Here is a 17,048-nt window from a genome sequence, read left to right on the forward strand (position 1 = left end):
CGGGCGAGCAGCAGCAGCGCGGTGATCAGCTGCTCGGCCTCGCGGTTGGTTTCGACCCCCTACCGTCTGTCAGCCGTCCAGCAAGGTGAGCGGCACCTGGACCGCGATCGGGGCGCCCGCCTCGCTCGCCGTCCAGGCGCGGCCGGGGGACAGCGGGGTACGGACCTGCTCGGAGGAGATGCGCACCCCGATGAGGTCGCCCTCGCCGATCGACTTCGGCCCGAGCAGGATGCCGCGCCGCGAGCGGCGGGCCATCCCGACCCAGCCGAGGGAGCTCATCGACTCGGGCAGCCCGGCGAGGAGCAGGCCCTGCTGCCGGTCGCGCCCCGAGGTCGCGACCTGCCGGAGCACCTTGTCGGCCCCGCAGGACAGCAGCAGGTCCGCGTCGTCCACGACGACGACCACCGGTTGTCCCGCGACCGCGCGCAGGGCCTGGGTGACCGCGTCCGCCGAAGGGTCGTGGTCGGTGATGACCTGGGCCAGGTCGTGCGCGGCGAGTTGCCGCAACTGCGAGTCGCGCGGCGCGAGGACGACAAGTGCCGTGCCGCCCATCAGCAGGGACACGCACATGGAGGCGAGCGTCGTGCTGCGCCCCGAACGCGGGGGCCCGGCGACGATGAAGGAGCCGCCGCCGGCCGCGAAGTCGAAGCCGAGGGGTTCCGCCGCGTCACCGCCGATGCCCACCAGGGCCCACAGCGGACGGCGTTGGGGCTCCGGTACAAGGTCCGCCGCCTCCTGGAAGCCGATCAGGGAGGGGAGTTCCTCGATACGGAAGGGCCGGCGGACGACCGGGAGCGCCGCGTCGCGGGCGGTGGTGCGGCGGCCGATCTCGATCAGGGCCTCGCCCTGGTCGACGCCTTCCTCGGTGGGCAGCAGCGCGATCTGCGCCTCGACCCCGTTGGGGGCGTGCCAGCCGCGGCCGGGCGGGATGTGCGCCGGGACCTTGTTGCGGCCGATTCCGGCGATGTTGTAGTCGCTGAGGTCGGCCTGCTTGAGCAGGAACCGGCTGTCGTTGTGGGCGGCGAGGCGGCCGCCGAGCAGGATGCGCTCGGAGGTGGCGATGACATGGATGCCGGCCGCCGCGCCCTCCCGCAGCAGCCGTACGACCTCGGAGTACAGCCGGCCGCCGTCGTAGTCGTCGAGCATCGCGCTGAGCGCGTCCCAGCCGTCGATGAGCAGCAGCAGATGGGCCGGGCGGCGGTCCTTGGGGAGCTTGGCCCGCAGTTCGGCGATGCCGGCGGCGCTGTGCTGCGAGACCAGCCGCTGACGGATCGTCAACTCCGCGGTCAGGCGGGAGATCAGCCGCTCCAGGCGTTCCGTGTCGTGCCGGGAGACCACGGCGCCGCAGTGCGGCAGTGACTCCAGGGCGGCGAGGCCGCCGCCGGCCGCGTCGATGCCGTAGATGTGCAGGTCGGCGCTGGGGATGACGAGGGCGGCGGAGCCGGCGACGGTCCGCAGGACCTGGGTGCGTCCGGAGCGGGGCGAGCCGATGACGTAGAGGTGCCCGAAACTCGCGAAGTCGATGGTGCCGAGCCGCTGTTGCTGGAACTGCGGGACGTCCATGAGGGCGTACGGCACCAGCGGCAGGCCGCCGGGCTCGGGCGGCGGGCAGGGCGGCAGGGACTCCATGCGGACGGTCTCGGCCAGCGGGGGCAGCCAGGGGCTGCGCTGCGGCTTGTAGTCGTCGAGGAGTTCGGCGGCCCGGCCGAGGGCCTCGACCAGGGCGCTCAGGTCGGTGACGGGTTCCTCGCCGCCGGTGAGGTGCTCGACGACGACGTCGTGGTCGTCCTCCGCGGCGGTCAGTCCGGCGGGGCGGCCCAGCCGGTTCCAGGTCAGTTCGACCCCGCGTACGGGACGGGAGGGCGTGGCCGACTCGGGCATGGCGGCTCCGGCGCGCTCGGCGCCCACCCAGGCCGTCTGGAACGGGGTGGGGGCGCCGGCGCCACGCCGGATGAGGGCGCGGCCGGGGGTGGAGGGCGAGATGCTGGCCGCCTCCGGGGCGTTGATGATGTCCTGGCTCTCGGAGCGGTCGGTCACGCGCAGGGCGATCCGGAGGTTGGTGTTGGCCTTGATCTCGTTGCTGACCGAGCCGCCGGGCCGCTGGGTGGCAAGGACCAGGTGCAGACCGAGGGAACGGCCGCGCTGGGCGAGGCTGATCAGACCCGGCACGAACTCGGGCAACTCCCTTACCAGCGTGGCGAATTCGTCGATGACCAGGAGCAGGCGCGGCAGCGCGGGCAGCTTCGGGTCGCGGGCCCGCTTGGCCCGGTACTCGGGGTGGTCCTTGGCCTCGACGTCGGCCAGTACGCGTTCACGGCGGCGCAGTTCGGCGTCCAGCGAGGCCAGGGCGCGCTGGACCAGATGACCGTCCAGGTCGGTGATCATGCCGAGGGTGTGCGGGAGTTCGGCGCACTCGCGGAAGGCGCTGCCGCCCTTGTAGTCGACCAGCACGAAGGCCAGTTCGTCGGGCCGGTTGACGGCGGCCAGCGAGGCGATCATGGTCTGCAGCAGCTCGGACTTGCCGGATCCGGTGGTGCCGCCGATCAGCCCGTGCGGGCCGTCCCTGACCAGGTCGAGGCGGAGTTCACCCTCGTACCCGGCACCGAGCGTGAACGCGGTGGAGGCGGGCCGGCGGGCCCAACTCGCCGCGATCGCGGCCGGGTTGGGAGGTTCCTGGTCGAGCAGCGGCAGCAGTCGTACGTCGGAGGGCAGCCCGGAGTCGCTGTCGACGGTGACGTCCCGTACGGGAGCGAGCGCGCGGGCGACCTCCTCGCACCAGTCGGTGCCGACCAGGTCGGCCCGGATGTCCTCGACGGAGGGCACTCCGGACGCCCGTACGGTCAGCCGGTTGCCCTCCGTCGTGATGACGGCGGTGCACTCCTCGGGCAGCAGCCGTTCGCGCTCGTCCACGCACAGGCTGAAGATCCGCACGCCGGGCCCGCCGGTCAGGACCTGGACGACGCCGGGCACGTCCCGCAGCCGCCGGGCCCCGTCGAGGACGACGAGGACGTCCGGTTCGCGCAGCAGGGTGTGGCCCAGCGCGGAGGTGGCGGCGGAGGTCCTGGCCTGGATGTCGGCGATCAGCTCGTTGACGCGGTGGGCGGTGCTCTCCGGGTCGTTGCCGAGCGAGATGACCGAGCCGCCGCGGTCGGGCCGCAGATGCGGCAGCCAGCGCACCCAGTTCCAGGCGTCGGCGTGCGCGTCGTCGGTGAGGACGACGATCCTGAGGTCCCGGGGGCTGTGCAGGACCGCGGCCTGCGCCACGGCCCAGCAGGCCACCGTACGAGGGGTCTCGCCGGCCCCTGACAGGCCCACGACGCCGAAGTCGGCCAGTTCGACGCCGAACGGTACGTCGGCCAGGCGCCAGTGCACCTGGCGGTGGTTGGACTCGCGGGCCTGGTCGTCGATGCGCTTGAGGGACGGGCGGGTGACCGTGCCGAGCCTGAGGGTGAGGTGGTCGGGGTCGCGGCGGCGGCGCTGCCACAGCAGGCTGCCGGGGCCGGTGGCGGTGAGCAGGACGGTGGCCGGGTCGGGGAAGGTGATGTTGCGCAACTGCCGTTCCGCCACGGTCGCGTCGCGCATCTCCAGCTCCAGGGAGGCGCGGCGCAGCCGGTAGATGCGCAGCGCCTCCTCCTGCTGCTTGCGCCCGGTGCGGCGGCCCATGATCCAGTTGCTGACCGCCATCATCGGCGTGAAGAAGATGAAGATGATGAAGTAGAAGGACCGGAACAGGCCCATCATGACGAGGCCCATGACCAGCGGCATCATCATCATCAGCAGCGGGAACGGCCGCGAGCCGCGTTCGCCGGGCGGACCCTGCATACGGATCTGCTCGCCGTCCAGGTGCGGGGCGATGCGCGGCGGCCGGTTGTACTCGATGGCCAGGCCGTCGGCCGAGGGGTTGACGGCCGCGTCCGGGTCGAACGGCGGGCAGAGCCGCAGCAGATGGTCGCCGAGCGACAGGTCGGCGTATTCGGGCCAGTCCTCGGAGCCGTCGTCCGGCGGCGGAATCCAGCCGACCGGGGGCAGCGGGGGCTCCTCCGGCAGACCGTCGGGTCCTGGCCGGGCGGGCTGCGGGGTGTGCCCGCCGGGTCCGCCGTCCTGCGGGCCCGCCGGTTCCTCGACGGTCAGCGGTGTCCCGGTCTCCGGGTCCACGGGCGGCGGCGGGGTGAGGCTGCGCAGCCCGCAGCGGGCGGGGTCGGCGTCCTCGGGCAGCCGGTAGGTCACCGTGCCGTCCGTGCCGATCGTGATCCACACGCCCTGCTCGGGTGCGCCCCCGCCGTCCAGTCGCAGGGCGCAGCCCCGGTCGGTGCCGACCTCGTGACTGCCGGGCCCCAGCCGCCAGGACCGCCCGGCGCCGGGCCCGCCCACCTGCCGGATCTCCACCAACTCCGGGTCGGAGGACGGCGGTTCCCAGGCGCGGGCGGCGGTGGCGGCCGGCACCGGGGCGCCCAGACCGACCACGACACCCTCGCGGATGCCGCTGGCGCCGACGGGCAGATCGGGGCCGAGCAGCCGGTCGCCCAGATACAGCGGCCCCGCCTCCAGGGCGGCGCCGAGGTCACCGACCGTGGCTCCCTCGGGCAGGTCCAGCAGATGGTCCGCCCGGCGCCCGGCCGGGTCGGCGGTGGTGAGGATGAGGTTCACGTGGGTCCAACCGGTGCGCGAGGGGTCAGCTGTGCGTGGACGTGGTGCCAGGGGCCGGGGCCGAGCTCGGGACGACCGGGCGGGAAGCCTCGGGATCCGAGCCCGGGACGGCTGTGGTGACGGTCAGCTTCACGAGGGTCCAACCAAGGGCGAGAGGGGGTCAACTGTGCGTGGACGTGGTGCCGGGCGCCGGGGCCAGGCTCGGGACGACCGGGCGGGAAGCCTCGGGATCCGAGCCCGGGACGGCTGTGGTGACGGTCAGCTTCACGAGGGTCCAACCAAGGGCGAGAGGGGGTCAACTGTGCGTGGACGTGGTGCCGGGCGCCGGGGCCGGGCTCGGGACGACCGGGCGGGAAGCGTCGGGATCCGAGCCCGGGACGGCTGTGGTGAGGGGCAGATTCACGAGGGTCCAACCAGGGGCGAGAGGGGGTCAGCTGTGCGTGGACGTGGTGCCGGGGCCGGTGGCCCGAGCGGAATCCGGGCCGCGGGGATCGGCCGCGCGGGGGGCGCCGGGGCGGGCGGCCTCGGAGAGAGAGGCCTCGCCGCTCTCGTGCAGGGAGGTCACGGAGGTGGTGGCGGCCGTACCGGAGGCGGCGCGGGCGACGATCGCCGCTCCTTCCCCGGTCCCGGTCGGAGTGCCCCCCTCTTCCTCCTCCTCGAACAGGTCGCGCGCCTGGCGGCCGTCCAGTCCCGTCGAGGCCTCGGCGGCCGGGGCGGGCGGCAGGACGGGCGGGATCGAGGGCAGCACCTTGGCCACGGCGCTGCCCAGCGGGCCGCAGCGGGCCAGCAGCGGGGTCCCGGTGACGGCCACCCGGCCGTGCCGGTCGGTCAGCAGCGAGCGGACGTACGCGCGGCCGGGGCCCATGACCACGGCCCGGACCGTGGGGTCGTCCCCGGGCGGGGCGGCGAACTCCGGGGGCAGCGGGTCCGGCAGTTCGGCCGCGATCAGCACGGGCGCGATACCGAGCCGGGGCGGGGTCTCCCGGGCGGTCCGGTAGGCGGACCGCACCGGAGGGCCCGGGTAGTCCTGGTGCACGCCCTCGGCGACGACGACCAGCGGGCTCGGCAGCCGTACGTCGAGCTGCGCGGCGACCGCCTGGACCAGGGCCGTGGCCGCCCGGTCGTTCCCGGTGACGGAGAGCACGGGCGGACCGACGGCCAGGTCGAGGAAGGCCGCCGACCGGTCCGCCTCACCGACAGCGACGATGATCGGGCGGATGTCGGCCGCCTCCGGTGTCACCGAGGGCAGGTCCGCGCGGGCCACGAGCCAGCGCTCCGGTTCGTCCGGCTCCGTCCACCACACCCCGTCGGGGTCGGGCTGCGGGAGTTCGGTCCCGGCGAGGAGCACGGCGACCGAGTCGGAGTCCACCAGCGCGGCGTACGGTCGGGCCGGTGCGGCGGCCAACCGGGCCGCGGCCAGGGCCCGTTCGGCGTCCCGCCAGGTCTCGGGGGCACCCAACCGCCGTACGAGCAGCCGCAGACTGCTCCGGTGGCGGTACCAGGCCCGCACGGGCGCGGTGAACGCGTAACGGGTGACGGCCAGTTCACGGCGCAGCCGCGCCCAGGCCGCGCGCCAGCCGCCCCAGCGCATCGCCCACACGCGCAGCAGCAGGAAGACCAGCAGCAGCGCCCCGGCGATGCCGAGCACCCGGTAGATGGTGTCGCTGTGCTGCCGGAAGAAGACGAAGGGGTCGGTGTTCCTCATGCCGCCTGGATCTGGTCTCGTAACGCCAACAGGGCGTAGTGGTTGCGGGACTTGACGGTGCCCTGCGGGACCCCGATGGTCCGCGCGGCCTCCGCCCGGGTGTGGTCGCGCAAGTGGATGTGGAACAGCACCTCGCGATGCTCGGGCGACAGCCCCGCCAGGGCCAGCCGGACGACCTGACGGTCGGCGACGCCGTCGGCCAGGTCGCCGGCACTGTCCGGCCGGTGCACCATTCCGTCCGGAATCACGCCGACCGGGATGGCCCGGTCGCGCCGGTGGGCGTCGACCGCGAGATTGCGGGCGACGCGGTACAACCAGGCGATCCGGCGGTCCTCGTCGTGCCGGTCGAGGTCGGCGGCGGCGAGCCAGGCCCTCAACATCGTCTCCTGCACGATGTCCTCGGCACGGTGTCTGTCTCCTGAGGTGAATCGGTACACGTAGTGGAGCAGACGGGCACGGTAGCGCTCAGCGGTGGGGGGAGAGCCGGACGGTCGAGCGTGAGACATGGTTTGGCTCCAACGACGCTCTCTGCGAGGCGACATGGGGACCGCGTGCTTACTGAGACGCGGTGGAACTCCGAGGTTATTGACCTCTTGACGATTTTTCCTGTATCAGTTTTTGCCCAATACAGACAAAACCGAGCAGAGGTAGCTCAGATCCAGCTCAGAGTTCGGTTTCCATTCCGTCACGACAACGCACAAGTAGCCCAGTCGGGAAGGAATGCCATGCCCCACAGGAAGGCCGCACGACTCTACGGCAGCCCCCAGGCCTCCCCCCGCTCCCCCAGCCGCACCGGCCCGATCACGAGGTCGGGCCGCTCCCCCGCGTACAGCAGCACCTCCCGCCCCTCGGCCAGTTCGATCGTGAGGGTGCCGTCCTCCGACACCTCCGTACGGGCCCGCGTGCCGTCGTCCAGCACCGCCCGCACCGGACCGCCGGTCAGGTCGTGCCGCAGGCGCAGCGGCTCGCCCGCCAGGCTTCGGATGCGGATGAAGCGGGTGATGCCCGTCGTACGGACCGCGCTGATCAGGAAGGCGCCCTGGGTACGGAAGTCGTGGAGGGTGACGTCCGGCCAGCTGGGCGGGACGGCGGGGAAGACCCGTATGACGTCGCCCCAGCTCTGGCAGAGCATGTCGTGCAGCGACTGGGAGGCTGAGAGAGGGGTCTCGATGACCGGGCCGGCCTCCGTGTAGTGGGTGTTGGCCCGGCACGGGTAGCGCGTGCTGGTGTCGAAGAACTTCTTCAGGTAGGTCAGGGCCGTGTCACCGCGGCCCATCATCGCGTACAGCGACGCGGCGCCCGTGTAGCTGTAGCCGCGGTGGGAGCCGGTCAGCGCGTGCCAGTGGACCACCGACTTCTCGATCAGCTCGCGGTGTTCCGGCTGGTCCCAGTTGACCAGGTACAGCGGGTAGACCATCAGCAGGTGCGAGTAGTGGCGATGGGACTGCGCGTACGGGGTGTCCGCGCCGATCATGTAGCCGTTGTCGTCGACCGGGTACGGCGTCAGCCTGGCCAGGGTCTCCTGCCAGCGGGGCGCGAGCGGGTCGTCGACGCCCAGGCGTTCCGCCGCCTCCAGGAGTGCGGTGCAGCCCCAACGGATCAGCGCCAGGTCGTAGTTGGTGTCCTTCGGGGGGATCACCGGGTACTCCGGGGAGAGCGTCGACGGGAGGTGCAGCTTGCCGTCGTCCCCTGGTTGGAGGAAGTGCAGGTAGTAGTTGACCGCCCGGCGGAGGAGGGGGTAGAGCGTGTCCCGCAGCAGCTTCTCGTCCATGCTGTGGCGGTAGCTCAGCCACACGTTGTGCAACGCCCAGGCCAGATCGCCGACTTCGGCGCCGGTGCCCGGTGTGCCCACGTTCCGGTTGGCGAACATGTCGGAGCTGCGGCCCACTCCGGAGCTGTCCGAGCGGTACGCGGCGGGCACGTTGGCGGTCAGCTGTTCCTGGTTCTGGCGGACGGTCGTGGCCAGCGCGTCCAGTTCCAGGTGATTGGAGCCGTGGATGAGCCAGTACTCCAGCTGGATGTTGAGGTTCCACCACACCGCCGGCCAGGGCGTGGGCTCCAGCCAGGGGCCGCAGGTGGCCATCGGCGGGCCGCCCGCGCGGCTGGCCGACGCGACCTTGTAGAGCTGGATCCAGTGGAAGCTCTGCAGCCGCTCGTCGGGGAACGAGACGAAGCTCTTGCGGTAGTACGTGTGCCACCAGCGGGTGTGCGGGGCGCGGAGGGCCGCGTAACTCGGCCTGGCACGGCGGATCTTCCTGAGCGACTCCTCCCCTGCCCTGGTGTCGGACGGGTGGCTGTGGGCGACCGTGAGGAGGAGGGTGTCGTGCGAGTGGCGGTAGGCCGTGGCCGTCTGGCCGCCTCCCGTGAGGGGCTGGAGGACCTGTTCGATGCCGTCGCCCGTCGACCCGGTGGTCCAGGGCGGGTTGGGGACGTATCCCGCCGGCGGGGCCTCGCTGATCTTGCGCGGGCTGATGGCCTCCTCGGGGTGGAAGGTCCAGTGGACCTCCTCGTCGCCGGCCGCCGTGACACGGGCGGCGAGGACGCCGTCGTGGATGAGGGCGGCGAGGGTGAGCGTGCCCTTGTCCGTGGTGATCGTGCCGGTCAGTTCGGCGTTCCACAGGCTCAGGCGCCAGTCCACGGCGGTGATGGTGCCGACCGGGTCCAGGGTCAGATGTCCGACCGGGAGGCGGCAGGTGCCCCAGCCGCTGCCGAACTCCGGGCGGTGGTCCTGGACTTCGCCGTGCTGGACGGTGAAGCGGATCGCGTTCGCGCCCGGCTCCTGGTACACCATGCTGCCCAGCCGCCCGTCCCCGAGGAACGGACCCTCGTGCCACAGCGTGGGCACCCTGCGCCACAGCAGATCCTGCCGGCGCAGGAAGTCCGCCCAGGCCGCGTCCGAGTCCATACGGTTGCGGAGCTTCCAACGGCCGCCCGAAGGAGGGGCGGTGACACCCGCACTGCCGACCTCACTGTCGGCCGCCTGGGCAACTCCCGGCAGAGCTGCGGCCGTTGTCCCGGCCAGCGCCGATCCGATAACCGCTCTTCTGGAGGTCATCGCCGGATCACCGCGTCCAGTAGGTGATGTTGCGGAAGCGGGCCTCGGCCCGTCCGCTGCCGTGGTGGTAGACGCCGTTCTTGAAGTGCCGGGTGGCGGGACCCCGATCCGCCCTCGTGAGGACCAACTCGTCGTCGAAATAGACGTTCACGCTGCCCGCCGACGCGTCGTGCGCGATCTTGACGTTGAACCAGGTGTCGTACGCGTTGGTCTTCAGGACCGTGCTGTCGTACGCCCGTACCGTGCCGCCGCTCCCGCTGTACGCGTTGAGCATGAAGTCGGTGGCCGGGGTGCCCTCGGGGTGGATCACGCGGAGGATCTGCACGAAGGTCGCGCCGTTCGTGCCCGACGGGAGGTACACGTCGGCGTCCCACATGTGGCGGCCCGACGTGTACTCCTGCCGCCAGCGCATCTCGGTGCGCGGGTCGGTCGAACTGCCCTCGGACATGGGCTCGTCGGTGTCGTAGACCCACATGCGGTGGACGCCGCCGCTGTTGCTGTACCGGTCGCTCAGGGCCAGGTTCCACGGCTTCTGCATGCCGTAGGTGAAGGTCGTCTTCGTCCAGCCGTCCGTGGGGGACGCGGCTGCGGCTGCGGCCGCCGCCTGGGGCGTCAGCCAGGCCGTACCGCCGGCGAGTAAGCCTCCGGCTGCCAGAATCGTGCGCCTCGATGGCGTCATGGCCATGCCAAATCAACCCTTCCGGGAGTGGCGATTCATCGGATCTATCTGTCGGGTGAGCCTAGAACTGGCCCAGATAGGCGTCAACGCTCCCGTCAAGCCGAAGATAGATCCGATGTAATCTCCTGCACTCCGCCACCGCCTAGGCGGGGCGATAACTCTCCGGCGGAGCCAGATAACTGACCGGCAGTCCGCCCGTGTCGATGACGATCTGGTCGACGGCGATCCCCGGGTCGACCATGAAGACCCGCAGGACGTGCTCACCGGCTTCGGCGACCGTCACCATCGCCGTCAGCCTCTCCACACCGTCCTCCACATTGCGGGCCCAGGCGTCCCCCCGGTTGCCCGTGGCGACGGACTGCCCCGACAGGACCGCCACCGGCTGGTCGTCGAGAGCCACGGCGACCCGCCGGTACCCCCGCTCGTCGAGCGACGGCAGCCGGAAGACGGTCACCGGGAAGGTACCCGTGCTGCTGAAGCGCACCCGGTACCTCAACTCCGGTGCCCGCGCGGCGAATTCGGCGGTGACCGGCGCCGCCGTCGACGGCACCGCCTCCACCGCGCCGGTACGACGGCCCAGCCCGCGCACGGTACGCCAGCGGGCCCCGCCACGCGCCACCCGGCGGTCGGTGTGCACGGCGTCGATCGAGACGCACCCGTGCGCCTCGACGAACCCACGAGCCCAACGGCGCGCCCGCTCACCGTCGTTGCGCACGCTCAGCGGTACGTCGACACGCTGCCCGGCGTCGCCCCCGCTCACCGTGACCGTCGCGTCGTACGTCCCCTCGGGCACCCGGTCCCAGTCGATCTCCACCCACACCCTGGTCTGCTCGGTGAGGGAACCGCCCGACTCGCTCAGCAGGACCCAGGGGTGACTGGCCTCGGCGGTCCAGCTCACCGCCAGAAAACCGGTGTTGAAGACGTCCACGAAGCGGCGGTCCCGGGTGCCGGAGAAGAAGGACAGCGGGCGGGCCGTCCCCGTCTCGTTGCCCTCGGACGCCACCCCCAGCCCCGACGTCTCCTGCCGAGCGACCCTGCTGACGGCCGGGCGGCCCGGCGCCTTCGGGATCTGCGAGGGGTACGGATTGACGATCCCGTCCCATTTCCCGCCCGCCACCTCGGTGTTGTACCGCTTGGTCAGCGCCGCCTCGGTCGAGTGAGCCGCCTCGGCCAGGTCCGCGAAACGGTTGGTCCCGGCGCCGCGTCCCTGACGGACCGCGAGGGCGTTGCGGTCCGCCCAGTAGTACTTCAGGTTCATCAAGTAGGCGCCGTGCACCGGGTATTCGACCAATTCGAAGTAGGCGTCCCGGTAGGCCTCGGGAAGCCTGGCGCCCAAAATCCGCGCCCGCTCAAGGAGTTGGGCGTAGGCGTCCATCCGGCGCCCCGCCTCGTCACCATGATGGACCACCGAGACCAGCCCCTTGGCGATGAACTCCGGGCGCAGCTCGGCCGCGAGACGGTAGTACTCCGTACGGATCGCGGCGATCTCGCGACCGTGCCGGCGCCCGAACTGCCAGCCCGCCCACTCGACGAGAAAGCCCTCCACGTCGTCCGCGCCCCATCTGTCCACGTCCCAGGCGACGTCCATGGCGAAGGACAGCCCGGTCTCGATCGACTTGACGTCCCCCACGTTGAAGATCCACATCCGGTCGGCGCCGTGCTCGTACACCCGGCTCAACTCCTGCCAGACCTTGGCGAGTTGGGTGGTGTCCAGCCACAGATAGCTCTTCGGGCGGCCCCAGTAGGAGAGGTGATAGTAGATGCCGTTGCCGCCTTCGCGCCGCCGCTCGGCCTCGTTCGGCAGCTGGCGCATGTTGCCGTGGTTGTCGTCCGGCCAGATGAGCGTGACGTCGTCGGGGACTTGGACGCCCGCGTTGTACAGGTCCAGCACCTCCTTGTACGGGATGAAGATCTGCGGCTCGGCAGCCTGGCCGACCTCCTCGGCCAGGATGCGGCGCTGGTCGGCGATGATGTCGTTCATCACCACGACCTTCTCCGGGATCGTCGTGGCGTACTTCGTCTCCAGTGCCGTGTCGTGCAGGCCGCGCATCCCGAGCGTCCAGCTGCTCTCGTACGTGGCGTTCTGGCGGGCCCGGGCTCTCCAGTAGTCCGAGATGACACCGGGGTTCACCGTGTAGTCGTACACCGGCAGGCTGCCATCGGCGTTCCGGTGCTCCGCCGCCCACGGGTCCCATTCGTGGACGCCGTTGCGCAGCAGCGCCTCGGGGTGGCTGGAGCCGACGACTATGCCGTACCGCTCGGCGAGTTCGGGGTTCTCGCGGTGCTTGTTGAAGAAGTCGGAGTACGGATGCATGGCTGGCCAGAGGTAGTTGGCCTTGAGGCGGAGGAGCAGTTCGAAGACGCGCTTGTACGTCTCCGGGCCGATGTTCTTGTCCGGCTCCTGGGTGCGGTGGGACCAAGTGGTCAGGTTCTGCTCGTCGTTGACGAAGATGCCCCGGTAGCGGACCGAGGGCTCGTGGCGGACGAAGGGGCCCGTCGGCACGGTCACCTCGTCGCGGTGCTCCACCGGTACGTCGGCCCACCAGTACCAGGGCGAGACGCCGATGCGTTCCGAGGTGTCGTAGATCCCGTAGACCGTGCCGCGCCGGTCGCTGCCCGCGATCACCAGGGCGCGGTCCACTCCGGGCAGCGGGCGGTCGACGACCTGGGTGACCGACGCCTCCCAACTCCCCTTCACCTGGGAGACGTTGAGTCGCCCCTGGGCGATGAGTCGGTCGATGACCGGGCTCGCGCCGATCGTGCCGATCACGACGAGGTGCGGCACCTGCTGGGGCAGGGCGTGGACCAGCTGGGGGCGGATGCCGGTGACCCGTTCGACGTCCGCCTGAAGGTCGCCGGCTGCGCGGATCACGGCGGGATCGTCGGCCGCGTCCACGTAGACGGCGGTGGCTGATCCGCCCTGCACCAGGGGGAATTCGGGTCTGCCGGTGAGAACAGCGGGTCTGCCGGTGAGAACAGAGGGTGCTGCGTGGGCGGTTGCGGGAAGCAGACCGGGGAGCAGCGGGGTCGCTCCGGCGGCGGCCAGGCCGCGCAGGAACGACTTGCGGGTCCATGCCCCCGTGGGGGCCTGCGGCGGTTGTGGTTGCTGCGACCGGTTCCGGGGTTCGTGGTGCGGCACGAGACGCTCCCTTTCCGCCCGGCGCCCCGCTTCGGCTCTTCGCGCAGCCGGTCAAGGAGCTGAGCGTATGAGTGTGGGGGTGGCCCGGTCAGGCCAGAAAGCGCTTGCTATGCATCACGCACCCTAGGACAGGCCCGGCACGACGTCCAGACGATCGACGTCGGCGAATCCGTGCCCGGCCCGGTCGGCGAGGTCGGCCCCTCAGCCCACGTACTCCGTCGCCGCGTCCAGCAGCCAGTCCGTCAGATAGCCGGCGAAGGACGAGCGGACCAGGACCCAGAAGCCGGCCCTGGGTTCGTCCCGGGCGACCAGGACGACCTGGGTGCGGCCGAGGGTCGTCTGGGCGCAGTGGCCGGGGCCGAAGGCGCGCGGGTGCAGGTCGAGGGCGCAGCCGTGGGCCAGGAGGTCGCGGGCGCGCGGGCCCGTGACGAGGAGGGTGGTGCGCTGGGCGGAGACGTCGATGACGGACACCGGCTCGTCCCCGGCCGCCTCCCGGATACGGCCTTCCAGATCCCGTTCGCTGCCGGGCGGGCCCACGAGCAGCCACTCGTCCGGGCCCAGCCACAGGGCGACCAACTCCCCTGCCCGTACGACGGTGTTGGGGGCGAGGGGCAGCGGGACGCCCAGCGCGAGCCCGATGGCGTCGGCCGCCGCTCCCTTGGCGTCGAGGCGCACGTTCAGCTGGGCGAGGAAGGGGAGTTCGGCCAGCCGGACCGCGCCCCCGGAGGCACGGGTCGCGGCGGCGAGACGGTCGGCCGCGTGGGACAAGGGGGACACGCGGGACGCGGGGCTGCTGTGGAGCAGGGTGGTGGTGTCAGCCATCTCGGCGGGCTCCCTCGGGGTCGTAGAGGACGGGGCTCGCGACGGTCACCGGGACCAGGCGGTCTCCCACGGGGGCGTACAGCCGCTCGCCGACGCGTTCCCGGCCGCCCTTGATCAGGGCGAGGGCGAAGGTCCGGCCCAGGGCGGCGCTGCGGTAGCTGGAGGTGACATGGCCGAGCATCGGGACGGGCGGCGCGGGCAGCACGCTGTCGGCGACCAGTTGGGTGCCCTCGGGTAGGAAGGTGCCGGGGTCGTCCGGGAGCAGGCCGACCAGGTGCTTGCGGTCGGGGCGGACGGCGTCGGCACGGGCGTACGACCGCTTGCCGATGAAGTCGGGCTTCTTCTTCGACACCACCCAACTCATGCCGAGATCCTGTGGGGTTACCGTGCCGTCGGTGTCCTGGCCGATGATCGGGTAGCCCTTCTCGGCGCGCAGGACGTGCATGGTCTCGGTGCCGTAGGGCGTGATGCCGTACGGGGCGCCGGCCTCGTACAGCGCCTCCCAGAGGGCGCGGGCCTCCCACGGCGACACGTTGATCTCGTAGGCCAGTTCACCGGAGAAGCTGATCCGGCAGACCCTCGCATCGATGCCCGCGACGGGTGTCTCGCGCCAGGCCATGAACGGGAAGTCCGCGTTGTCCACGGCCAGTTGGGGCGCGAGGGAGCCGAGGACGTCCCGGGAGCGCGGGCCGACGAGAGCCACCGTGGCCCACTGCTCGGTGACGGACGTGCAGTGGACGCGCAGGTCCGGCCACTCGGTCTGGGACCACTCCTCCATCCAGTCCAGTACGGCGGCGGCGTTGCCCGTCGTCGTGGTGACCAGGAAGCGGTCCTGGGCGAGGCGGATGACGGTTCCGTCATCGAAGACCATGCCGTCCGGGCGGCACATGACGCCGTAGCGGATCATGCCGACCTTCAGGGTGCTCATCATGTTGGTGTAGAGCAGGTCGAGGAAGACACCCGCGTCCGGGCCCTGTACGTCGATCTTGCCGAGGGTGGAGGCGTCCATGAAGGCCACGCTGTCGCGGGCGGCGGCGCACTCGCGCAGGACGGCGGTCTCCATGTCCTCGCCGGGCTGCGGGTAGTACCAGGGGCGCTTCCACTGGCCGACGTTCTCGAAGAGCGCGCCCTGCTCGACATGCCAGGTGTGCAGGGCGGTCGTCCGGATCGGGTCGTGCAGCGCGCCCCGGTCACGGCCCGCGAGGGCGGCGAAGGAGACGGGCGTGTACGGCGGCCGGAACGTGGTCGTGCCGAGGGCCGAGATGTCGACGCCGAGCAGTGCGGCGACGATGCCACTGGCCAGGAGCCCGGACGTCTTGCCCTGGTCGTTGGCGGTGCCCGCGGTCGTGTAGCGCTTGGTGTGCTCGACCGAGCGCATACCGGCGCCGGTCGCGCGGGCCAGGTCGTCGACGGTGACGTCTCGTTGGAGGTCGACGAAGGAGCGGGTGTCGGAGGCGTCCGGGATGGCGTACACGTGCATGGGCGGGGTGAGCGGCTGCGCGGCCGGATCGGGGGCGGGGAGGCGGGGCGTACGAGGCGTGCAGCCCTCCGCCTCGATCGCCCGGGACGCGGCGGCCACGCCCTGGGCGAGGACCGTCGGCAGGTCCAGGACGCCGGTCGCACTGCCCGCGACCTCGACGGCCTGACGGCAGCTGTCGGGGACGAACGTGCCGAGCGCGTCGTCGTGCCGGAGCTTGCCCCCGGCCTGGCTGAACAGGTGGGCCACCGGGTTCCAGCCGCCGGAGACGAGGAGGAGGTCGGCGGCGAACTCCCGCTGCCCTCCCGTGAGTTCTCCGTCGGACTCTCCGTACGGGGCGACCGTTACGGCCGTCAGGCGCGCGTCGCCCTCCGTGCCGACGACCGCGTACCCGGCCAGCACCTCGATGCCGGCCGACCTTGCGCGGTCCGCCCACTCGCCCGGTTCGGTGCGGGTGTCGGCGATCGCCGCCACGTCCGCACCCGCCGCGGCGAGGTCCAGTGCCGCCGCGTACGCGCTGTCGTTCGTGGTGAACACGACCGCCCTGCGGCCGGGCAGGACGCCGTGGCGGTTCACGTACGTACGCGCCGAGGCGGCCAGCATCACGCCCGGGCGGTCGTTGTCCGCGAAGGCCAGCGAGCGTTCGTGGGCGCCGGTCGCGAGGACCACTCGGCGGGCGCGGATGCGCCAGACGCGTTCGCGGGAGACGTTCTCGGGGGCGGCGCCGCCGAGGTGGTTGGTGCGGCGTTCGACAGCGAGGAGGTGGTTGTCGTCGTAGTAGCCGAAGACCGTGGTGCGGGGCAGGACGCGTACGTCGGGGGCCGTTCGGAGGTGGGTGACCGTCTCGTCCACCCAGTCGAGGTGCTCGCCCGTGCCCAGGAGGCTGCCGCCCGGCTCCGGGCGGTCGTCCGCGAGGATGACGCGGGCGCCGGTGCGGGCGGCGGTCGCCGCCGCTGCGAGGCCTGCGGGGCCCGCGCCGACGATCAGTACGTCGCAGTGGGCGTGTACGGCGTCGTAGCGGGCGGGGTCGGGGGTGGTGGCGAGGCGACCCTGGCCGGGGAGACTGGTCGCGACCAGGCCGTCGTACAACTCCACCGTGGTGGCGGGGAGCATCGGTTCGGGGAACGGGGCCTCGATCTGGATGACCGCGTTGGGTTCCTCCGGGCCGGCGGAGAAGATGCCTCGGGGGCGGCCGAGTTTGATGCTGGTGCCGGTGTGGATGATGCCGTTGGCGAGGAGGGCGGAGGCGAGGGTGTCGCCTTCGTGGCCGTGGTATTCGGTGCCGTCGAAGGTGAAGGTGAGGGGGGTGTTCTTGTTGGCTCGGCCTCGGGTGGGGAGTCGGTGCGGCTGGGATTCTTCTTCCCCCACCCCACCCCTTCCCGAAATTTCTGGGGGCTCTGCCCCCAGGCCCCCGGTCGGCCCTGAAGGGGCCTCGTCCTCAAACGCCGGACGGGCTGGGTGCAGGGCGGCCCGCTCGGCAAGCCGATGAAGGTCGCCGGGGGTGAGGGGAAGAAGGCCGACGGC

General features: G+C 71.8%; 8 protein-coding genes. All 8 read right to left on the reverse strand.

All coding sequences use genetic code 11. The annotated features are described in order from the left end of the window. Positions 1-69: 69 nt before the first annotated feature. The gene (locus tag ACWCRB_RS43760; RefSeq protein ID WP_451001397.1) at positions 70-4,647 is read right to left on the reverse strand and encodes an FtsK/SpoIIIE domain-containing protein; all 4,578 of its coding nucleotides are present in this window, start codon (positions 4,645-4,647) and stop codon (positions 70-72) included. 430 nt (positions 4,648-5,077) lie between these two features. Beyond that, the gene (locus tag ACWCRB_RS43765) at positions 5,078-6,352 is read right to left on the reverse strand and encodes a hypothetical protein (RefSeq protein ID WP_451001398.1); all 1,275 of its coding nucleotides are present in this window, start codon (positions 6,350-6,352) and stop codon (positions 5,078-5,080) included. Beyond that, positions 6,349-6,858, reverse strand: a complete 510-nt coding sequence (locus tag ACWCRB_RS43770) for a sigma-70 family RNA polymerase sigma factor (RefSeq protein WP_451001399.1) — start codon at positions 6,856-6,858, stop codon at positions 6,349-6,351. Before ACWCRB_RS43770 ends, ACWCRB_RS43765 begins: the two co-directional genes overlap by 4 nt. 245 nt (positions 6,859-7,103) lie before the next feature. Continuing rightward, positions 7,104-9,407 carry a glycosyl hydrolase family 95 catalytic domain-containing protein gene (locus ACWCRB_RS43775; RefSeq protein ID WP_451001400.1) on the reverse strand — a complete coding sequence of 768 codons (2,304 nt, stop codon included), beginning with the start codon at positions 9,405-9,407 and terminating at the stop codon, positions 7,104-7,106. Positions 9,408-9,414: 7 nt separating this feature from the next. After that, positions 9,415-10,092 carry a cinnamyl alcohol dehydrogenase gene (locus ACWCRB_RS43780; protein WP_451001401.1) on the reverse strand — a complete coding sequence of 226 codons (678 nt, stop codon included), beginning with the start codon at positions 10,090-10,092 and terminating at the stop codon, positions 9,415-9,417. A 136-nt stretch (positions 10,093-10,228) separates the two neighbouring features. Next, on the reverse strand, positions 10,229-13,132 hold the full coding sequence (locus ACWCRB_RS43785; protein ID WP_451001403.1) for a glycosyl hydrolase 115 family protein: 2,904 nt from the start codon (positions 13,130-13,132) through the stop codon (positions 10,229-10,231). A 294-nt stretch (positions 13,133-13,426) separates the two neighbouring features. Beyond that, a complete protein-coding gene (locus tag ACWCRB_RS43790) occupies positions 13,427-14,047 on the reverse strand; it encodes a sarcosine oxidase subunit gamma (RefSeq protein ID WP_451001402.1) in 621 nt (206 codons plus the stop codon). After that, positions 14,040-16,988, reverse strand: coding sequence for a sarcosine oxidase subunit alpha family protein (locus tag ACWCRB_RS43795; RefSeq protein WP_451001404.1), 2,949 nt, complete (start codon positions 16,986-16,988; stop codon positions 14,040-14,042). Before ACWCRB_RS43795 ends, ACWCRB_RS43790 begins: the two co-directional genes overlap by 8 nt. Between the last annotated feature and the right edge of the window lie 60 nt (positions 16,989-17,048).

This window comes from Streptomyces sp. NPDC002156 (assembly GCF_053593675.1).